This window comes from Micromonospora sp. DT201 (assembly GCF_049841575.1).
GTDB lineage: Bacteria > Actinomycetota > Actinomycetes > Mycobacteriales > Micromonosporaceae > Micromonospora.
In genome coordinates this window covers 69,540-89,153 of record NZ_JBNCKP010000017.1, presented here as the reverse complement: position 1 = coordinate 89,153, position 19,614 = coordinate 69,540, and the positions used below count along the sequence as shown (strand labels likewise).

General features: G+C 71.2%; 20 protein-coding genes and 1 riboswitch. Of the genes, 11 read left to right on the top strand and 9 right to left on the bottom strand.

Annotated features, from left to right (window positions below):
* The first annotated feature begins 9 nt into the window (after nt 1–9).
* Nucleotides 10–786, top strand: a complete 777-nt coding sequence (gene pstB, locus ACLQ28_RS24685) for a phosphate ABC transporter ATP-binding protein PstB (protein ID WP_425688743.1) — start codon at nt 10–12, stop codon at nt 784–786.
* A gap of 184 nt (nt 787–970) precedes the next feature.
* Here pstB and ACLQ28_RS24680 read toward each other — a convergent pair whose 3' ends face one another.
* Nucleotides 971–1,804: an NUDIX hydrolase gene (locus ACLQ28_RS24680; protein ID WP_425688652.1), complete on the bottom strand. Its 834-nt coding sequence runs from the start codon at nt 1,802–1,804 to the stop codon at nt 971–973.
* A 911-nt stretch (nt 1,805–2,715) separates the two neighbouring features.
* On the opposite strand from ACLQ28_RS24680, the gene ACLQ28_RS24675 reads away from it, so the two are divergent.
* The 4 genes from ACLQ28_RS24675 to ACLQ28_RS24660 all read left to right on the top strand — a co-directional run bounded on the left by ACLQ28_RS24675 (nt 2,716) and on the right by ACLQ28_RS24660 (nt 5,418).
* Entirely contained in the window at nt 2,716–3,462 is a 747-nt protein-coding gene (locus ACLQ28_RS24675; protein WP_425688651.1) for a Scr1 family TA system antitoxin-like transcriptional regulator, read from the top strand.
* Complete coding sequence (locus tag ACLQ28_RS24670) at nt 3,450–3,644, top strand: DUF397 domain-containing protein (RefSeq protein WP_425688650.1); 195 nt, start codon at nt 3,450–3,452, stop codon at nt 3,642–3,644. The genes ACLQ28_RS24675 and ACLQ28_RS24670 overlap by 13 nt, the downstream gene beginning before the upstream one ends.
* A gap of 132 nt (nt 3,645–3,776) precedes the next feature.
* On the top strand, nt 3,777–4,217 hold the full coding sequence (locus tag ACLQ28_RS24665; protein WP_425688649.1) for a hypothetical protein: 441 nt from the start codon (nt 3,777–3,779) through the stop codon (nt 4,215–4,217).
* 232 nt (nt 4,218–4,449) lie between these two features.
* Nucleotides 4,450–5,418, top strand: a complete 969-nt coding sequence (locus ACLQ28_RS24660; RefSeq protein ID WP_425688648.1) for a Gfo/Idh/MocA family protein — start codon at nt 4,450–4,452, stop codon at nt 5,416–5,418.
* A 53-nt stretch (nt 5,419–5,471) separates the two neighbouring features.
* On the opposite strand, the gene ACLQ28_RS24655 is transcribed toward ACLQ28_RS24660, so the two are convergent.
* From ACLQ28_RS24655 to ACLQ28_RS24645, 3 genes are all read right to left on the bottom strand, one after another.
* The gene (locus tag ACLQ28_RS24655) at nt 5,472–6,479 is read right to left on the bottom strand and encodes an anion permease (RefSeq protein WP_425688647.1); all 1,008 of its coding nucleotides are present in this window, start codon (nt 6,477–6,479) and stop codon (nt 5,472–5,474) included.
* Nucleotides 6,480–6,483: 4 nt separating this feature from the next.
* Nucleotides 6,484–7,110, bottom strand: a complete 627-nt coding sequence (locus tag ACLQ28_RS24650) for a DUF47 domain-containing protein (RefSeq protein WP_110563272.1) — start codon at nt 7,108–7,110, stop codon at nt 6,484–6,486.
* Between the two features lie 128 nt (nt 7,111–7,238).
* The gene (locus ACLQ28_RS24645; RefSeq protein ID WP_425688646.1) at nt 7,239–8,180 is read right to left on the bottom strand and encodes a PPK2 family polyphosphate kinase; all 942 of its coding nucleotides are present in this window, start codon (nt 8,178–8,180) and stop codon (nt 7,239–7,241) included.
* Nucleotides 8,181–8,369: 189 nt separating this feature from the next.
* Between ACLQ28_RS24645 and sigJ the strand changes: the two genes are divergently transcribed.
* Nucleotides 8,370–9,335 carry an RNA polymerase sigma factor SigJ gene (sigJ, locus tag ACLQ28_RS24640; RefSeq protein ID WP_425688645.1) on the top strand — a complete coding sequence of 322 codons (966 nt, stop codon included), beginning with the start codon at nt 8,370–8,372 and terminating at the stop codon, nt 9,333–9,335.
* Between the two features lie 24 nt (nt 9,336–9,359).
* On the opposite strand, the gene ACLQ28_RS24635 is transcribed toward sigJ, so the two are convergent.
* Nucleotides 9,360–9,866 (bottom strand): DUF402 domain-containing protein, encoded by a 507-nt coding sequence (locus ACLQ28_RS24635; protein WP_425688644.1) that lies wholly within the window; start codon nt 9,864–9,866, stop codon nt 9,360–9,362.
* A 104-nt stretch (nt 9,867–9,970) separates the two neighbouring features.
* Here ACLQ28_RS24635 and ACLQ28_RS24630 point away from each other — a divergent pair, with 104 nt between their 5' ends.
* Entirely contained in the window at nt 9,971–12,175 is a 2,205-nt protein-coding gene (locus ACLQ28_RS24630; RefSeq protein WP_425688643.1) for an ATP-dependent DNA helicase, read from the top strand.
* A gap of 49 nt (nt 12,176–12,224) precedes the next feature.
* On the opposite strand, the gene ACLQ28_RS24625 is transcribed toward ACLQ28_RS24630, so the two are convergent.
* Entirely contained in the window at nt 12,225–13,589 is a 1,365-nt protein-coding gene (locus ACLQ28_RS24625) for an AI-2E family transporter (RefSeq protein WP_425688642.1), read from the bottom strand.
* A 106-nt stretch (nt 13,590–13,695) separates the two neighbouring features.
* Between ACLQ28_RS24625 and ACLQ28_RS24620 the strand changes: the two genes are divergently transcribed.
* Complete coding sequence (locus ACLQ28_RS24620) at nt 13,696–14,034, top strand: GroES family chaperonin (RefSeq protein WP_425688641.1); 339 nt, start codon at nt 13,696–13,698, stop codon at nt 14,032–14,034.
* 84 nt (nt 14,035–14,118) lie between these two features.
* Nucleotides 14,119–14,286 carry a hypothetical protein gene (locus ACLQ28_RS24615; protein WP_425688640.1) on the top strand — a complete coding sequence of 56 codons (168 nt, stop codon included), beginning with the start codon at nt 14,119–14,121 and terminating at the stop codon, nt 14,284–14,286.
* 24 nt (nt 14,287–14,310) lie between these two features.
* On the opposite strand, the gene ACLQ28_RS24610 is transcribed toward ACLQ28_RS24615, so the two are convergent.
* Nucleotides 14,311–15,789, bottom strand: a complete 1,479-nt coding sequence (locus ACLQ28_RS24610; protein ID WP_425688639.1) for a PrsW family intramembrane metalloprotease — start codon at nt 15,787–15,789, stop codon at nt 14,311–14,313.
* A 23-nt stretch (nt 15,790–15,812) separates the two neighbouring features.
* Nucleotides 15,813–15,933, top strand: a riboswitch (SAM riboswitch).
* 46 nt (nt 15,934–15,979) lie between these two features.
* On the opposite strand from ACLQ28_RS24610, the gene ACLQ28_RS24605 reads away from it, so the two are divergent.
* A complete protein-coding gene (locus ACLQ28_RS24605) occupies nt 15,980–17,254 on the top strand; it encodes an aminotransferase class V-fold PLP-dependent enzyme (protein ID WP_425688638.1) in 1,275 nt (424 codons plus the stop codon).
* 64 nt (nt 17,255–17,318) lie between these two features.
* Here the strand turns inward: ACLQ28_RS24605 and ACLQ28_RS24600 are convergent, their stop codons facing one another.
* Nucleotides 17,319–18,554, bottom strand: coding sequence for an FUSC family protein (locus ACLQ28_RS24600; RefSeq protein ID WP_425688637.1), 1,236 nt, complete (start codon nt 18,552–18,554; stop codon nt 17,319–17,321).
* A gap of 104 nt (nt 18,555–18,658) precedes the next feature.
* Between ACLQ28_RS24600 and ACLQ28_RS24595 the strand changes: the two genes are divergently transcribed.
* Nucleotides 18,659–19,315, top strand: coding sequence for an HD domain-containing protein (locus tag ACLQ28_RS24595; protein WP_425688636.1), 657 nt, complete (start codon nt 18,659–18,661; stop codon nt 19,313–19,315).
* On the opposite strand, the gene ACLQ28_RS24590 is transcribed toward ACLQ28_RS24595, so the two are convergent.
* The gene (locus tag ACLQ28_RS24590) at nt 19,287–19,592 is read right to left on the bottom strand and encodes a DUF4031 domain-containing protein (RefSeq protein WP_425688635.1); all 306 of its coding nucleotides are present in this window, start codon (nt 19,590–19,592) and stop codon (nt 19,287–19,289) included. The two genes, ACLQ28_RS24595 and ACLQ28_RS24590, sit on opposite strands and share 29 nt — an antisense overlap.
* Nucleotides 19,593–19,614: the final 22 nt, after the last annotated feature.

Here is a 19,614-nt window from a genome sequence, read left to right as displayed (position 1 = left end):
GGTATCACCATGGCCAAGCGCGTCGCAGCATCGAACGTCACCGCCTACTACGGCGGCTTCAAGGCGATCGAGAACATCAACCTGACCGTCGAGCCGAAGACGGTCACCGCCCTGATCGGCCCGTCCGGCTGCGGCAAGTCCACGTTCCTGCGGTCGATCAACCGTATGCACGAGGTGCTGCCGGGGGCCCGGGTCGAGGGCAGCCTGACCATCGACGACCAGGACATCTACGACCGGGACGTGGACGTCACCGCGGTCCGACGCATGATCGGCATGGTCTTCCAGCGGCCGAACCCGTTCCCCACCATGAGCATCTTCGAGAACGTGGTGGCCGGGCTGAAGCTCAACGGGGTCCGCCGCAAGTCGATCCTGGAGGACGCGGCCGAGAAGGCGCTGCGCTCGGCGAACCTGTGGGACGAGGTCAAGGACCGGCTGGGCAAGCCCGGTGCGGGCCTCTCCGGTGGTCAGCAGCAGCGGCTCTGCATCGCCCGCACCATCGCGGTCGAGCCGCAGGTCGTGCTGATGGACGAGCCGTGCTCGGCTCTGGACCCGATCTCCACGCTGGCGATCGAGGACCTGATGTTCCAGCTCAAGGACAAGTTCACGATCATCATCGTGACGCACAACATGCAGCAGGCCGCGCGTGTGTCGGACCGGACCGCCTTCTTCTCGATCGAGAAGACCGGCGACCCGGGCCGGCTCATCGAGTACGACAACACCCAGAAGATCTTCAGCAACCCGAGCGTGAAGAAGACCGAGGACTACATCACCGGCCGCTTCGGCTGAGCCGCTGGTTCCCGGTCCGCGAAGGGCGTCGGTCGACCTGACCGGCGCCCTTTGGCGTGTGCCGGCCAAGATCTGCACAACTTCCCTGAAGTTGCTGCTTCCTTCGACGAGGAGGCAGCAGTATCCCTGAAGTTGTGCGGACCTTGACGGCACGCACTAGGGCCAGCGGGGTCAGGGGCGGGGGTCAGGCGAGCACGAAGCGTGGCTCGCCGTCCAGCGGCAGGTGCAGGCGCGGGGTGACCGGCGTGGCGGCGTCCCGGTCGGCCGCCGCTCGCGCCACCCCGGCCAGGTCGCCTGCCGCAGCCACCTGGGCCAGCGTGACCAGGGTGGGCGGCAGCATGGTCAGCTCGCCGGCCTGGGCCCGGGCGAGGGCGTCCGCCGGCCGGATCCACAGAGTGTGGTCGGCCTCGCCGGAGACGTCGCGGGTCCGCTGCCCCGCCGGCAGCAGGGCCACGAAGAAGTACGTGTCGAAGCGGCGCGGCTCGAACTCCGGCGTGATCCACCGGCTCCATGGCAGCAGCAGGTCCGAACGAAGCGTGAGCTGACGGTCCGCGAGAAATGCGGCAAAGCCCAGCCGACGCCCCTCCAGCTCCTGCCGGGCCGTCTCCCAGTCGTCGCCGCTGACGTCGCCCACCACGGTCGCCGGGTCCGGGCCGGCAAGCAGCACGCCGGCCTCCTCGAAGACCTCCCGCGCAGCGGCGCAGACCACCGACTGGGCGGCATCCGGGGTCACGCCGAGCCGGCCGGCCCACTCGGTTGGTGCCGGGCCTGCCCAGTCCAGGTGTGCCTCGGAGTCGGAGCGGTCCACTCCGCCGCCGGGAAAGGCGTACATCCCGCCGAAGGTCATGGCGGCGACCCGGCGGATGACGTACACCTCGAAGTCGGCGTCGGTCGGACGCAGCAGCAACACGGTGGCCGCGACCCGCGGCACCGCCGGGGTGCCGCCCTCGGCCTGGAACCTGCGGGCGTGCTCGACCAGGGCGGCCGGGGCGGCGAAGCCGTCACTGTCGATCGTCATGATGCGAGCCTAGTTCCCGAAGGTGGCGCTACCGGGCGCGCGCCCAGCCCACGAAGCGCTCGAACAGTTCGGCAGGAGGGGCGCTCGGATTCAGCTCGGCGAGATGGCAGGCGGCCTCCGCCTGAAGGATTGAGAGGTAAACGAGCAGGCCCGGGCGGTCGGTCCGGTACTCGCCCAGCAGGCGGAGCTTCGCGGCTGAGCAGGGCCAAGCGATCCCGCAAGCCCTGCATCGCCACGTCGGCCGAGCGGGAAGGTGGGCGGGATCGCGGCGGGTCATCGGTCGGCCCTTGCGATCCTTGCCGAACCCCGGCGGGCGGTTGACGGGCCCGAGGCAGGCGGGGCCGCGACGAGCCAGCGCACGCCCTCACGCAGGACGAACAACTCGCGCTTCGCCAACGCCAAGCCCTTGGGGTTCAGCTCGTAACCCTCAATCCACGTCCATCCGTACGGCGGATGCCGATCGGTCAACTCGCGAATGACGCGGACGGTCAGCGGGCGTATGAACTGCGGGCTCGCGGCGCGGGTCAGGCTGACCAATTCGCCGGCTATGAACTGGCGGCCGGACTCCGGGCCCCAGCGGTGGTCCGGAACGCGGTTCGCCCGCGTGCCCCGGCTTGACCCGCGGAACGGCGGGTCGAGGAGCCGGCTCGGTCGGGCTGGTGGCGATGTAGACGGCTGGTCTGTCGGCTTCGGTTGCTCGCTCGGCACGGTCTCCCCTGTCAGCCGTTGGGAAGGGGCCGCCCCTGAGTGCTCGCCCATGGGGCGACCCCGGTCGGCGCGACCGGCGGGCTCCTTGGCCCCCACCGGCTCACGCTGTCCTATGAGGATCACCATCGCTTGTTGAGGCTGGACGGCTACACCCTGTAGATATAGGTTCTAGAGACGTCAAAGACGTCCTTCGGGAGACGACCATGAACCAGGCGCTACGAGCAGCGATGGCCGACACGGGCGAGACTGTCGAGAGCCTTGCCGAGCAGGTCGGCGTTGATCCGAAGACGGTCGCCCGATGGATTACGCCAGGGCGCGTCCCTCACCCACGCCACCGCGCCGCAGCCGCCAAGGCTCTCGGCCGCGAAGTTGAGGACATTTGGCCGGACGTCTTCAAGCGACGTGAACCGGCGTGGTTGCGCCCATGGGTAGAAACAGAGCTACAGGCGACGTCACTGCGCGCCTTTCAAGTGGCGGTGATCCCGGGTCTACTGCAGACCCCCGAGTACGCCTCGGTGGTGCTGAGCAGCGGATTGCTCGGGCCGGACGAGGTCGCGGACTACGTCGAAACGCGATTGCGCCGGCAGAGAGCCGTCCTCGAAAGGCGCAAACCGCCGCTCTTCGTCGCGGTCATCGATGAGTTCGCCCTTCGCCGCGGAGACCCTGCCGTCATGCACCCGCAGATAGACCATCTGGTCAAGATGGCTCAGCGGCCCAACGTCCTCCTGCATGTGCTGCCCTTGGACGCGGGCATCCATCCCGGGCAAGCAGGGCCGTTTGTCATCGCGACGACCGACGATGGCGACGTTGCGTACCTGGACGACCAGGCGGCCGGACGGCTGACAAATGACACCGCCGCGCTATGGGCCATCTGGGATACGCTGCGGTCGGTGGCACTCCCGCGTCGCCACACCATCGACTTCCTAAAGGCAAGAGCATGGCTGACCTGACTGGCGCACAGTGGCGCAAAAGCACGCGCAGCAGCTCCAACGGCGGTGACTGTGTCGAGGTCGCCGACAACCTTCCCGACGTCGTGGCCGTGCGGGACTCGAAGGACCCGACCGGTCCGGCACTCACCTTCGCCCCGACGACTTGGCGCGTCTTCGTCGCGCGACTCACCGACCGGATGTAGCCCGCCCGACCGTAGCCGTAAGAGACGCTTGCCTCCTGATCGGCACGAGCGCTTCATCACGCGCACTTGCTGTTGGCAACTCGACCGTGTGGGCTTGCCGAAAGGGATCAGCGATTGGTCGAGGGTGGGCTGGTGGAGACGCAGACACATGGCGAAACCGGGCTTGGCTGGGGGGTCGCGTGGTTCTTGTGGAACGGGCCGATCTCCGTGGCAGTCATCTCAATGGTCCAGGTGTTGCTCACCCTCACCCAAGGGCTCGCCTCTGGTGAGACGGTCGATATCGGCTGGCTGGTCGGCGGCGTCCTCCTCGCCGGCCCCTGCTACAGCTTCTTGGCGTGGATGGGTGGCTCGGCGCTGATTACGGCGGCCTGGGCGACCGGTGCTCGCAACGGCATCCTGGTGCGACTGCTGGTTGCCGTCGTGTCTGCGCTGCTCGCCATCCCGGCGTTCTCGGAAGATGCCTGGGTAGCGGCCTTCCTCATCTGCTCCGGTCTCGGCCTAGCGGTGAGTCTCCGCCTGCCGAACACTCCTGCTCGCCAGAGCGTGTCCACCGGCGTGCCCTCTGCTGGGTGACACTCCAGATCGGCCTCACTCGGCTAACGGGCGCACGCCCACGTATTGGGCGGATCGACCCAGCAGCGGGTTGATCGGCTCGAGATCGGCGTAGGGCTGTCCTCGTGGCGGGATACCGCGACATCGCCGACCCCGTGTTGATCACGCGGCAGGCGGGCCCGGCGGACCGGCCGGAATGCGGGCGGGCGGACCGGCGAGCTGGTGGTTCACCTGGCTCGGTTAACGTTCCGGCATGACTCGTTGGGGCATCCTGGCCACCGGCCACATCGCCAGCCGTTTCGCCGAAGACCTCCGGCTGGTGCCGGACGCCGAGCTGGTCGCGGTCGGCTCCCGTGCGGTGGAGAACGCGCAGCGCTTCGCCGACACCTACGGCGCGAAGCGCGCGTACGGCTCCTGGGCGGAGTTGGCCGCTGACTCGGAGGTCGACGCGATCTACGTGGCGACGCCGCATTCGGCGCACTACGAGGCGGCGATGACCTGCCTGACCGCCGGGCGTGCGGTGCTGCTGGAGAAGCCCTTCACCCTCGACCTGGCCACCAGCACCGACTTGGTGGACACTGCCCGCGCCGCCGGGGTCTTCCTGATGGAGGCCATGTGGATGCGGCTGAACCCGCTGATCCTGCGGGTGGTCGAGCTGATCGCGGACGGAGCGATCGGCACGGTGACCGGTGTCCGGGCCGACTTCGGGGTGGCCGGGCCGTTCCCGCCGGAGCACCGGATGCGCAACGCGGCGCTGGGCGGGGGCGCCCTGCTCGACCTGGGGATCTACCCGATCAGCCTGGCCCACCTGCTGCTCGGCGTGCCACAGCACATCCGGTCCTGGGCGCAGCTCGGCCCGGAGGGCACGGATGAGAACACCGGCATCCTGTTCGGCTACGACACCGGCGCTCTGGCCACGCTGAGCTGCGGCATGGTGGGGTCGAGTGAGTTGTCCGCCTCGATCACCGGCAGCACGGGCCGGATCGACCTGCCGGAGCCGTTCTTCCGGCCGGGTTCGCTGACCCTGCACCGGGCCGGTGCCGAGCCGGAGACGATCGCGGCCGACGAGGCCGGAAACGGCTACCAGTACGAGGCGATCGAGGTGCAGCGCTGCCTCGCCGCCGGGCTCACCGAGAGCCCGCTGGTGCCGCACGCCGCCACCCTTGAGGTGATGGCGCTGCTGGACACGATCCGCGAACAGATCGGCGTGCAGTACGTCTGACCGGACGGGCCCCTTGCTGACGCGCGAGGCGTCGGCAAGGGGCCCGGAACAGGTCAGCCGAAGAGCGGGCGCACCACCAGGTAGGTGATGCAGGCGATCAGCGCGGCGGCCGGGAACGTGATGATCCAGGCGAGCACGATGTTGCCGGCGACGTTCCAGCGGACCGCGGAGAGCCGCTTGGTCGCACCCACGCCCATGATCGCCGACGTGATCGTGTGGGTGGTGGAGATCGGTGCCTTCAGCACCAGGGCGTTGAAGTAGAGCACCGCGCTGGCAACCGTTTCGGCGGCGAAGCCCTCCGGCGGCCCGAGGTCGATGATCTTACGACCGAGAGTGCGGATGATCCGCCAACCGCCGGCGTACGTGCCGAGGGCCAGCATGGTCGCCGAGGTCCAGAACACCCAGCCCGGGATGTGCGTCTTGCTCTCCTGGAAACCGCCGGTGTAGAGCGCCAGCACCACGATGCCCATGGTCTTGGCGGCGTCCTGCATACCGTGGCCGACCGACATGGCCGCCGCCGAAACGGTCTGCGCGTGGCGGAAGCCCCGGTTGAGCTTGCCCGGCTGCCCCTTCCGGAACAGCCAGAGGATGGCCAGCATCAGCAGGTAGCCGAGGGTGAGGCCGACGATCGGCGACAGCACCATCGGCAGCAGCACCTTCTCACCGATGTTGCCCCACTGCACGGTGCCCCCGGTGGACAACAGGGTCGCACCGACCAGGCCGCCGAAGAGCGCGTGCGAGGACGACGAGGGCAGACCGAAGTACCAGGTGATCAGGTTCCAGGCGATCGCGCCGAGCACCCCGGCGAAGACCACACCGAGGCTGCTCACACCGGTGGGGAGGGTGACCAGGCCGTCGCCGACGGTCTTGGCGACCCCGGCGCCGAAGTGCGCGCCGATGAAGTTGCCGACCGCGGCAAGCCCGAGGGCGATCCGGGGTGTCAGCGCACGGGTGGAGACGCTTGTCGCGATCGCGTTGGCGGCGTCGTGGAAACCATTGGTGTAGTCGAACGCCAGGGCCACCGCGATCACCGCCAGCACGGCGATGAGTTCGGGAGTCACCGGCTCAGGACTCCTTGACGGCGATGGTCTCGACCGTGTTGGCCACGTGCTCGAAGGCGTCGCAGGCGGCCTCCAACTCGTCGGCGACCTCCTTCATCTTCAGCACCGTCAACGCGTCGTACTCACCCGAGAAGAGCCGGACGAGCAGTTGCCGGTTGATCCGGTCGCCCTCGTTCTCCAGCCGGTTGCACTCGATCCAGTAGTCCTCGAGATCCTTCATCGACTGCAGGCGAGGCATCGCGTCGGCGGTCAGCTTGGCCTGCTGGTCGAGCACGTTGACCATCTCGTGCAGCTCGCGGGGCAGCGCCGGCAGTTCGGTCAGCCCGTACAGGTAGAGCAGATCGCCGACCGCTTCCAGGTGGTCCATCACGTCGTCGAGCAGCGAGCCGAGCCGGTAGATGTCCTCCCGGTCGAATGGCGTGATGAAGGTCGAGTTGATCTTCTTGTACAGGTCGTGGGTGATCTGGTCGCTGTCGTGCTCGACCTCGGTCAGCCGCTCGCTGACGGACTGCACGTCCACGCCGGGCAGCGCCAGCTCGTTGAGCAGTGCGGTGCCCCGGACCAGGTTCTGCGCGGCCCTGGTGAAGAGCTCGTAGAAGGCGCCCTCGGTGGGGCGGAAGGAAAACTTCACAGCACAGACCTCGTCGCGTCGGTGGAAGGGTGGCGGCACCCGTCGGGCACCCGCCCGGTGAATGCTAGGAAACGACAGAACCGTGAATTCGCCGGCCCACCCCTGGCCAGGCGTCATTCACCGCTCGTTCACCTACTGTTCATCTCGGCCGTCCCACCCGCACCCGCTCCCTCAGAAAGCAACCGCTCCCGCTCCCGCTCGACGTCGAAATCGGCAGCCGGATACCCCAGGTCGAGGGTGTCGAACGTCTCACGCAGCAGATGAGCCACAGCCCAGTCCCTGTACCACTTCCGGTCCGCCGGCACCACGAACCAGGGCGCGGCGTCCGTGCCGCACCGGCTGAGTGCCTCGGCGTACGCGGCCTGGTAGTCGTCCCACTGGGCCCGGGAGTCGACGTCGGAGGGGTTGTACTTCCAGTGCTTACGCGGGTCGGTGAGCCGCTCCAGCAGGCGCTCGCCCTGCTCGGCGTACGAGATGTGCAGCATCACCTTGATCACGGATACGCCATCGTCGGTCAACTCCCGCTCGAACGAGTTGATCTCGTCATAGCGGGCCCGCCAGGTCGCCTCCGGCACCAGCGAAGCGACCCGGGCGATCAACACGTCCTCGTATTGCGAACGGTTGAACATCCCCACGTACCCGGGCGGCGGCAACTCACGACGGATCCGCCAGAGGAAGTCGTGCCGCAACTCCTGGCGGGTCGGCGGCCCGAACGAGCGGATGTGCAGGCCCAACGGGTTCATCGCGCCGGCAACCCGCTTGATCGTGCCGTCCTTGCCACCGCAGTCCATCGCCTGGAGCACAAGCAGCACTCTGCGCGCCGACCGGTCCGATCCGGTCTTGGCCATCGCGAAGAGCATCTCCTGCTGTCGGGCCAGCTCGCCGCCGACCAGCTCCACCTGCTCTCGTGCCCAGGCCTTACGGTGCTCGCCCCGCCCCGCCGTGCTCGGCACACCGGGCGTGGACCGTGGATCGATCGCGCTGAGATCCACAGGTGCGCCGACCCGCAGCAGCTCCCGTACCGAGCCGCCGTCGGGTGCCACGATCCGCCCTTGCTGGGGTGCGCTCATCCACGGATCATCGCCCACCCGCAGGCGATTCGCCCGCCGAGGACCATCCCACACCACCACCGGTCGGCGCGGACCGCTTGACGCACCGGCTGTCCCCGGGCCTGCCGGGGCGTCCAGGGGCTGCCGGTGTTCCCAGTTGCCGGGAGGATGTACGCCAGGACGGTGCCGGTCGGGGGAGGGTGGTGGGTCGTGCGGGACCTGGCGACGGAGTTCGAGGCCGAGCGGGGCCGGCTGCTCGCGGTGGCCCACCGGATGCTGGGCAGCCGCAGCGAGGCCGAGGACGCGGTGCAGGAGACCTGGCTGCGCTACGCCGGGGCGCTCGCCGACCCGGCGGCCCGCGCCGAGATCCGCGAACTGTCCGCGTGGCTGACCACCGCCTGCGGCCGGATCTGCCTGGACGTGCTCCGCTCGGCCCGGGTCCGGCGGGAGGCGTACCCCGGGCAGTGGCTCCCGGAGCCGGTGGTGAGCCAGTTGGGCGCTGGGCCGCCGACGGACGGGTACGCACCTGACCCGGCGGAGCGGGCGGTCCGCACCGACCAGGTCGGTACGGCTCTGCTTGTGGTGTTGGAGCGGCTCACCCCGGAGCAGCGGGTCGCCCTCGTGCTGCACGACGTGTTCGCGGTGCCGTTCGCCCGGGTCGCCGAGGTGCTCGGCACCACCGACGTGGCTGCCCGGCAGCTCGCCGCCCGCGCACGTCGGGCAGTCGCCGCGCCGGATGTCCCCCGGCACACCGCTGACCCGGCCGAGCAGCGCCGGGTGCTCGAAGCGTTCGTCGCCGCCACCGATTCCGGTGAGCTGGACCAACTGCTCAAGGTGCTCGCGCCGGACGTGGTCTTCGCCGGTGACTCGGGCGGGCACTTCCCCACGGCCCGCCAGCCGGTGCTCGGCGCAGAGGCCGTGGGTCGCTTCGCCCTGGGCCTGTTCGGCCAGGCTGGCCGCTACGCCGGCCGGGTTCTGGCCCGGCCCGTGCTCGTCGACGGCGTGCTCGGCCTGCAGATGGAGGCGGTGCACGGTGACGGGCGGCCGATCCGCCTGGTCACCGCCTTCGCGGTGGACCAGGGCCGGGTCACCGCCATCTACAACCAGCTCAACCCGGAGAAACTGGCCGACCTGCCGCCGCTTGGTGACGACGACCGCTGGCCACCGCGCTGGTGAGCCGGCCCGGCCGGGCGTGCGGGATCACACCACCAGGGCCAACCACTTGCGGTACGAGGTGGCGAACGGCTCGGCGCCGTCGGCGAGCGCCCCGAGCAGTCGCTGGGCTGCGGCTTCGGCCTCGACCACCACGTCGTCCGGGTAGCCGAATCGTGCCCGGTGCTCGGCGAACTCGTCCTCGTCGAGCAACTCCACCAGACCGCTGGCACGGCGCCGGACGACGTCCAGGTCCAGGTCGATCAGGTGGACGGTGTCGTCGGACTCCCAGTGGGCCGGGGTGGTGATGTCGCAGTAGACCTCGCTGGTGCGCGGCGGTGGGTTGAACATGGCCGTCCACCAGGCGCGATGTGGCACCAGCAGCACGAACGGAATTTTCTCCACCGACGGTCGGCCGTGGTAGACCGACTCGGTGCCCTGGGGCACGCCGAGCCAGATGCCCAGGTCGTCCTCGGTGAGCCGACGGGCCGGGTAGTCGCGGTGGGCGCTGCCGTCGTACTTGCGGTAGATCACTCGGACCATGTCGCTCGGCATGATTCGCACCCTAACCGATACTGCCCACGCGTCGTAGCGCGGCCGTAACCGGACGACACGGGCCGCGACGCCCCAGCCCGGCCCGGCATCGCGCCACGCGGCGGATGGGCGCGGCCGGTGTCGGCAGCGGCGGGTACCGTCGCACGGTGACTCCGCCCCGCACCGCCACCGGTTCCGCCACCAAATCGGCTCGTGCCGGGAGCCGGCGGCGGGGTGCCCGGCCCAGTGGCACGGAGCTGCTGGCGGCTGCGGTGGGCGCGGTGCCGGGCGGCGCGGAACGCCCCGGCCAGCTCCAGATGACCACGGCTATCGAGGAGTGCGTGGCCGGCGGCGAGCATCTGCTCGTGCAGGCGGGCACCGGCACCGGTAAGTCGTTGGCGTACCTCGCGCCGGCGCTCACCGTGGACGGCCCGGTGGTGGTCTCCACCGCCACCCTGGCGTTGCAGTCCCAGCTGGTCGACCACGATCTGCCCCGGCTGGCCGACGCGGTGGAGCCGCTGCTCGGCCGCCGGCCCACCTTCGCGGTGCTCAAGGGTCGCCACCACTACCTCTGCCTTGCCCGACTGGACAACTCCACCGAGGAGGAGCCGGAGGACACCCTCTTCGACGCCCCCGCCGCTCGCCCCGGCGGCGGGACGAAGTGGCTCGGTGAGGCGGGCCGGTTGGGCAAGCAGGTCGAGCGGCTGCGTGACTGGGCCGAGAAGACCGCCACCGGCGACCGGGACGAGCTGGACCCAGGCGTCGACGATCAGGCCTGGCGACTGGTGTCGATGCCGGCCCGGGAGTGTGTCGGGGCGACCCGCTGCCCGTTCGGGCAGGAGTGCTTCGCCGAGGCCTCCCGTGCCCGGGCCCGCGAGGCCGACATCGTGGTGACCAACCACAGCCTGCTCGCGGTCGACATGCTCGCCGACCGGCACATCGTGCCGCCGCACAAGCTGCTCATCGTCGACGAGGCGCACGAGTTGGCCGACCGGGTTTCCTCCGCGGCTCAGGCTGAGCTGGTGCCGGAGCTGATCGACCGGACCACCCGGCGGGCCCGCCCGCTGCTGCGCCCGGAGACCGCCGAGGCGCTCACCGCCGCCGGTGACGCCCTCGCGGTCGGGTTGGCCGAGGCGCCGGCCGGGCGGATCACCGCCGGGCTGCCGACGCCCCTGCGGGAGGCGTGCACGCTGCTCGACGCGGCGACCCGGTCCGCCCTGGACGCGATCGGCGACGTCAAGTCCGACGACCCCGACCCGGTCCGCAAGCAGCAGGCCAAGGCCGCGCTGGACGAGCTCTCCACCACCGCGCAGCGGCTGCTGGAGGAGGGCGACCACGACGTGGCCTGGGTGGAGAAGAACGACAGCGGCAACCGCCGGGCGCTGGTGGTCGCGCCACTGTCGGTGGCCGGCACCCTCGCCACCCACCTGTACGACGAGCGCACCGTCGTCGCCACCTCGGCGACCCTGGCGCTGGGCGGCCGGTTCGACACGGTGGCCCGCGCTCTCGGGCTGGACGCGCCACCGCCCGCCCCGCCGTCCCCCGCCGCCGCCTCGCTTGCTGCCCGCACCGGCCCGGGACGCCCGGCCGCCGAGGCGCCCGGCCGTCGGCTTACCGCCGACGCCACACCGGGTGCCGTCGTACCGGCGACCGAAGGCCCCGGTTGGCGGTCCCTCGACGTCGGGTCGCCGTTCGACTACGCCAGGCAGGGCATCCTGTACGTCGCCGCGCACCTGCCCCGGCCCAGCGTCTCCGGGCTGCCCGAGGCCGCCGGGGAGGAGCTGCTCACGCTCGTCGGGGCGCTCGGTGGTCGTACTCTCGGGCTCTTCTCCTCCCGGCGGGCCGCGCAGCAGGCGGCGGAGCTGCTCCGCGCGCGGACCGACCTGCCGGTGCTGTTGCAGGGCGAGGAGGCGCTGCCGCTGCTGGTCCGCCGCTTCCGGGAGGAGCGTGCCAGTTGCCTGTTCGGGGTGATGTCGCTCTGGCAGGGGGTGGATGTGCCGGGTGACGCCTGCCAGCTCGTGGTCATCGACCGGCTGCCCTTCCCGCGGCCGGACGAGCCGTTGGCGGCGGCCCGTGCCGCCGCTGTGGATGCCGGCGGTGGCTCCGGCTTCGCTGCGGTCAGCGTGCCGATCGCGGCGGTGCGGCTGGCTCAGGGCGTGGGCCGGTTGATCCGGGCGACCGGCGACCGGGGCGTCGTCGCGGTGCTCGACTCCCGACTGGAGACGGCCCGGGGCTACGGGCCGTTCCTGCGCCGCTCGTTGCCGCCGTTCTGGTACACCACCCGCCCCGAGGTGGCCCGAGGCGCCCTGGAGCGGCTCGCCAACTCCTGACCGGCCCGCAGCACCTGCCCCCAGCGCAGCGTGACGCGCGGCGCGTCGGTCAGGGGGCGTGTGCGGCCACGACAACGGCGTCGGGCGGGGTGTCTGGAACCCTGCGGGCGGCAAGCCTGCGGATCGCGGTGTTCAGCACTGCGATGAGCGGCACGGAGACCAGCGCGCCGGTGATGCCGGCGAGTACGACACCACCGGCGATGCCGATGATCACCGCAAGCGGGTGGAGAGCGACCGCCCGTCCCATGATCAGCGGTTGGAGCACGTGCCCCTCGATCTGCTGCACACCGATCACCGCGCCCAGGATGATCAACGCGGTGACCGGGCCGCTGTCGACAAGCGCCACCAACACCGCCACACCGCCGGAGAGCGCCGCACCGACGATCGGGATGAACGCGCCGAGGAAGACCAGCGCGGCCAGCGGGAAGGCGAACGGGACGTCGAAGATGACCAGGAAGATGCCGATGCCGACCGCGTCGATGAAGGCCACCAGCACGGTCGCTCGGACGTAGGCGCCGAGCGTGTGCCAGGAGGCGCGGCCGGCGTCGTCGACCTTCCATCGGGCGGCGACCGGCAGCAGCCGGACCAAGAAGCGCCAGATCCGGTTGCCGTCACGCAGGAAGAAGAACGTGGCGAAGAGCACCAGGAGCGTGCCGGTCAGCACCTCGGCCAGCGTCGCGGCGGTGCTCAGTGCCCCGCTTGTGAACTTCGAGGTGTTGTCGTTGATCCAGGCCTGCGCCTCGTCGATGTAGCGGTCGAGCTGGGTGTCGGAGAGGTGCAGCGGGCCCGTCCTGAGCCAGTTCTGGATCTGCCGGACACCCTCCGAGGACTTCGCGCTCAGCTCGGGCACACCGCGGATGAACTCGTTGACGACCAACGTCAGCGTGCCGATCACCGCGGCCAGACCACCGACCAGCACGACCCCGGTCGCCAGCGACCGGGGCAGTCGAGCCCGCAGCAGCCAGCCCACCGCCGGCGCGAGCAGCGCGGAGAGCAGCAGCGCGATCGCCAACGGAATGATCACGATCTTGATCGTCCCGACGATCCTGAGCAGGGCCCAGGCGACCACACCGATCACGATCAGTCGCCAGCACCACGCGGCGGCGATCCGCAGCCCGTGCGGGACGTCGGCGTCGTCCCGGCTGGAGGTCGAGCTGTGCAGGTCCACCGGAAATTCCGCGCCGTAGACCGTGGCGCTCGGCGGTGCGGTCGGCCCCGGCAGGGCCGGCGACGCCACCCGGGCCGCCTCCGACACGTCGCTCATTTCTTCGCTCGACGTGCCCTCGTCGGTGCGCAGCGACTCCTGTCGCGACTGGTAAGCGCGACGGAGCCGCCCGCGTACCCACTCGAAGCGGCTCAAGCGCACCTCCTGGCAGAAAAACCGGTCCGCCCACGACGACAGGTCGGACAGCATACTTGCGTTTCCGACACCGTAGGACAGTTCCGCCACACAATGCCCCGCTCATGACCGGCGTAACCACCGGCGGGCTCGCCGTCGGCCACACGGTAGCGTCTGCGGCGTGACCGCCGACAACGATCTCGACACCGGCCTTCCGATCCGCCTGCTGCACGACCGCGTGCTGGTGCGGATGGAGGGCAGCGAGGGCGAGCGCCGTTCCACCGCCGGCATCGTCATCCCGGCGACCGCCCAGGTCGGTAAGCGCCTCGCCTGGGCCACGGCGGTCGGGGTGGGGCCGAACGTACGCGCCATCGTGTCCGGCGACCGGGTGCTGTTCGACCCCGACGACCGCTCCGAGGTCGAGCTGCACGGCCGCGGGTACGTGCTGCTGCGGGAGCGCGACGTGCACGCGGTGGCCGCCGAGCGGATCGAGAACGACCCCACCGGCCTCTACCTCTGACGCACCTCCCCCGGCCACCGGCGCACCGTTTGCCCGGCCGTACGACGGGAAGCCATCCGGCGACCGTGGCCCTGGGGAGGGACGATGCCGATCTTCGTGAAGAAGCTGCTGACCTGGGGCAGTGTCGCGTTCCTGATCTACTTCATGGCCTTCCGGCCGGACGGCGCCGCGCAGATGTTCAAGGCGATCGGGGCTGCGCTGATCGCCATGTTCCAGGGCTTCGGTGACTTCCTCACCACCCTGATGACCTGAATCAGCCAGCCGGGGCGCCGGCTGTCAGGGGTGACCCGGCGGCCACGGCGCCGCCGAACGCAGACCGGGCCAGCCGGGCGGGGCGTACCCCACCGGAGGCGGAGCAGGGGCCAACACCACCGGGATCGGCACCACCGGCTCGTCCGGCGCGTCCACCGGACGCTGCGTACCGTCCGGAAAGCGCAGGTGGTAGCGGCTGCCGTCCCAGACCCCCGCCGGGGCCTGCGGGTCCCGACCGACGAAGAACGACCGGTACGCGCTGATCGCGTCCAGCAGCTCGCGCTCCTCCCGAGCCGTCCGCTCCAGGTCGGCGGGCTTGCGGTCCAGGCCGCGTAGCGCCCCGTCCCGCAGCAGGGCCAGCCGGGTGGCGGCGGACTGGTAGCCGCGCATCGCCCGCACCCCGGCGTCGCCGGCCACCCGCCGCGCCCAGGTACGGGCCGCGTGCCGCCTGCCGAGACTGCTCAGTGCGGCGACCTCGGGTGGGCTCAGCCAGCCGGCACGTACGTAGTCCGGCAAGGTCCGCTCGGTGAGCCGCCCCTCCCAGGCGCGCAGCCACACCGCCAGCCCCACCGTGCCGAAGAAGACCGGCACCATCAGGCCCAGGAAGCCGTACAGCATGATCAACGCTTCGCCGGTGGCCTGGGTCAGCGTGGGCAGCAGGTTCCACGTGCCATGCAACATCATCGCCAGCAGCAGGCCGGCGATCGGGGCGAGCACCCGCACCCTCCGGTCGGCCGTCCGCGCCGCGATGCCCAGCCCGATACCGGTCATCGAGGTGAAGAGCGGATGGGCGAACCCAAACAGCAGGATCCGCAGGATGAAGATGGAGATGACCTGCTGGATGCCCGTAGCCGGGCCATAGCGGTCGGCACCGGACGCGAAGCCCAACCCACCCAGATAGAGGATGTTCTCCACCATCGCGAAGCCGACCGCGGACAGCCCGCAGTAGACCAGGCCGTCGGTGATCCCGGACCACTGGCGACGGCGGAACACCAGCAGCAGGATCGGGCCCAGTGCCTTGGTCAGCTCCTCGATGAACGGCGCCACCAGCACCCCGGTGAGCGCGGACGGCAGGCCCCAGTCGGCGAAGCGGCTGGCCGCGAAGTCGTTCACGGTGAGCGCGGCGGCGGTGGAGACGAACGCTCCCCAGGCGAAGCAGAAGATCAGATACTTCAGCGGCTCCGGTTCGTACCGGTCCAGCCAGAGGTAACAGGCGACCAGCACCGGCACCGGCAGGATGGCGGCAGCCACCCCGATCAGCAGGGCCTGCACACCGAGTGACTGGCCGAGCGTGAAGACCATGAACACCGCGCAGGCGGCGATGAACAGCACCACCCCGGCCAACGCCAGGAACCGCCGCCAGCCCAGTCGGCGCAGCGGCATCCGGGATGCCTCGCCGACGGAAGGTGTCGTGGGTGCGGGCGACGACGGCAAAGGTGAACCGGGCGGGGTGTCGGCCATGCGGTCAGCGTAGCCATCCGCTGCCGGCTGGTCCGGTCGCATCGGTAGCCGCTATGCTGCCGACAGGTCACGAGTGCCAGCGTTCAGCCCCGGCTTGCTGGCCGGCAACCCTCGTCGAGTTCGCGGTGGGGTGCCCCGGGTGATGACCGGGCCCAGCCCGATCGGTGTGCTGGGCAAGCGCGGACCCCGTCCCGATGCCGCACCCGGGGTCCCTGACCCCGGAGGTTCCGGCATGCCCGTCACCCTCGTTCCCTCGCTGCCCACCCGCTTCGACTCCGCGCCCACGCTGGCCACGTCGCGGCCGCTCGACGTCCTCGGCGTACCAGGCGAGATCAACCTGGACTACGCGGCCAGCGCACCGTGCGCGCAGGCCGCCGCCGACGCGGTGGCCGAACTGCTGCCCTGGTACGCCAGCGTGCACCGTGGCGCGGGAGCGCTGTCGCGGCGCTGCACCCTCGCCTACGAGCAGGCACGGCAGACGGTCGGCGACTTCTTCGGCGCCCGCGCCGACGATCACGTGATCTTCACCCGCAACACCACTGACGCGCTCAACCTGCTGGCGCGGGCGGTGCCGGCCGGCACGACAGTCGTCACCTTCGCGGGTGAGCACCACGCCAACCTGCTGCCCTGGCCGCGCGGCTCGGTGCGGCTGCCGGTGCCCTCCGACCCCGCCGGGGCGGTACGCGACCTCGCCGCCGCCCTCACCGAGCTGCGCCGGGGCAGCAACCCGGCGCTGCCGGTGCTGGTCGCGGTGACCGGTGCGAGCAACGTGACCGGTGAGCGGTGGCCGGTCGCCGAGCTGGCCCAGGTGGCCCATCGGCACGGTGCCCGGATCGTGCTCGACGCCGCGCAACTCGCCCCGCACGCGCCGGTCGACCTGCTCACGCTCGACGTCGACTACCTGGCCGTGTCCGGCCACAAGCTGTACGCGCCGTTCGGTGCGGGCGTGCTGATCGGGCGGGCGGACTGGCTGGACGCCGCCCAGCCGTACCTGGCCGGTGGCGGCGCCACCAGCCGCGTTGGTCCGGCCACGCATGACGTGACCTGGGCGACCGGTCCGGCTCGGCACGAGGGTGGCACCCCGAACCTGCTCGGCGCGGTGGCGCTGGCGGCCGTGTGCGCGGCGCTCGGCGACGCCGATCGGGCCGCGCTGGCTGCCCGCGAGCAGGCGCTGCTGGCCCGGCTGCGGACCGGCATCGCCGCGCTGCCGCGTGTGGTGGAGTTGCGCACCTTCGGCCCGGACGCGCCCCGGGTCGGCATCGTCTCGTTCGTGGTCGTCGGCTGGGACTCCGCCGACGTCGCCGCGCGGCTGGCCAGCGAGCACCGGATCGGCGTACGCGACGGGTTGTTCTGCGCCCACCCGCTGGCCCGGCGTCTGCTCAGCGAGGCGGCGAGGCGTACCGGCCGGCAGGACCTGCCGCCGACCGCGCTGCGCGCCAGCATCGGCCTGGGCAGCACGGCCGCCCAGGTGGACCGGCTGCTCGCCGCGCTCGCCGAGCTGGGCTGAGGGCGCAGCTCGCCGAGGTGGGCTGGGCTGAGGGCGCAGCTCGCCGAGGTGGGCTGGGCCTTGCTCAGCCCACCGGCGGGGCCGTGGGTGGCTTCGGCGCCTCGTCGGGCTCGGCCGGTTCACCGACCGGCCGCTCCTGCTCCCCGAAGGCGCTGCGGATCCACCGGTTTGCCTCCTCCTGCTCGATCCCCGAGGCCACCAGCAGGTCGCTGGCGGTGGTCCGGATCTGGGCGATGACCACACTGCCCGAGAAGCCGACCCCGGCGCCGTACGCCCGGCCGGCCTCGCTGACCGCCCGCAGCGACCGCTCTCGGGCCTTCGCCGGCTCCTCACCGGCGGCGAACTCGTTCTTGAGCAGCCGGACCGACTCGGCGAGGTGACCGATCCCGTCCGGCATCGGATCGGGCACGGGCTCCTCGTCCTCGATCAACGTGACGGATCGGCGGATCAGCGTGCCGGTGTTGCGCATCGCCCGGTCGATCGGGTCGGCCGCCTCCGCGTAGTGGATCAGCTCACTGCGGCGGCGCCAGCGGGCCGGGGAGAGGGTGGACGTCTCCTTCGCGCCCTCGATCGCCTCGGCCAGCGTGTCGAGTTCGTCCTTGTTGTTGCGCAGCCGATCCAGGGCGCGCTGGACGCTGGCACGGTCACGGCTGCGCAACCCGGCGGCGGTGATGTCGAGCTGGGTGGCGAGCAGGTCCAGCGCCGGCCGGGCGGCCCGGTTGATCACCCGGAGCGGGTTCAGCGGCAGCAGCACCGCCGTGACCAGCAGCGCGACCCCACCGCCGAGAAAGGCGTCGACGAAGCGTGGGATCTCCAGGTTCTGGGTGGAGGGGCTCAGCGTGACGATCAGCACGGCCGTGGCCGCCGTCTGGATGACGATCGCCACGCTTGCCCCAGCGAAGATCGTGAGCAGGATCGCCACCGTGACCACCATGCCGAGCTGCCACGCTCCGGTGCCGAGCAGGTAGATCAGGAAGTCACCGATGGCCACCCCGATCCCCACCCCGGCGATCAACTCCACGGTCCGGCGGAACCGCTGGCCGACCGACGCCGCCAGGGTGCCGACCGCGGAGATCGGCGCGAAGACCGGCTGCGGGTTGCCGAGCACCTTGTGCGAGATCAGGTACGCCAGCCCGGCGGCAAGCCCCGCCTGCACGGCCAGTCCACCGGCCATCTTCACCCGGTGCAGCCGGTCGTGCAGGGTGGCGCGGCCGCGATGGCGTAGCTGTTCGGTGGCTTCGGCGATCCGCGCACCGTCGATGTCCACCAGGCCCTCGCGCAGCGCGGTACGTCGCACCATCGGAGGTCGGTCGTCCCGCGCCACGGCCATGGGCGCGACTACCCGTGGGCGGCCCGCTGAATCCTCCCGTGCCGCGCTGCGAAGCGATACGGCAGACTCGACTGGTGGTTGATCTACTGGAGCGATGGCGGGTGGCGGCCCTCGGCGCCGGTGCACGGCCGGACGCGGAGTCGACCAGGGCTGGGGAGCAGTTGCTCGCCCGGTGGCGGGAGCCGCACCGGCACTACCACACGGTGACCCACCTGACGGCTGTGCTCGACGTGGTGGACCAGCACGCCGGGCTGACCGACCGGGTCGACGTGGTGCGGCTGGCGGCCTGGTGCCACGACGCGGTCTACGACCCGAAGGCCGCCGGCGACACCAACGAACGGGACAGCGCCGCGCTGGCCGAGAGCGTGCTCACCGGGCTCGGGGTGCCGGCGCCAACGGTGGCCGAGGTGCGCCGGCTGGTGCTGCTCACCGCCGGGCACGCGGTGGCACCGGGTGACCGCGACGGCGCGCTGCTCTGTGACGCGGACCTCGCCGTGCTGGCCACGCCACCGGCCACCTACGAGCGCTACGCGGCGGCGATCCGGCGGGAGTACGCCCACGTGCCGGAGCCGGCCTTCCGGGCCGGGCGGGCCGCGGTGTTGACCGGCCTGCTGGCGCTGCCCGCGCTGTACCGGCTGCCGCCGCTGGCGAGCCGGTGGGAGGAGCCCGCTCGGGACAACGTACGTCGCGAGCTGGCCACGCTCACCGGCTCGTCGACGGGTTCGGGCTGACCAGGTGCTGACGTGGGCTGACCAGGTGCTTCGGGCGGCGCAGACCGGCGACGCGGAGCAACTGGACCAGCTCCCGGCTCGGCACCACCTGGGCACCGAGCCACACCGCCGCCGCGAACCGGTCGGCCGGGATGTCGTAGTGGTCCCGGTCGAAGCCGCGCCGGGGTGCGCCGAGTGCCTCGGCGAAGGCGTGCAACTCGGCGTACGAGACGTCGCTGATCAGGTGCGACCAGAGCCGACCGCGCCACGGCCAGGCAGGCCGGTCCAGGTAGAGCATGATGCCCAAGTTATCCCGCGCA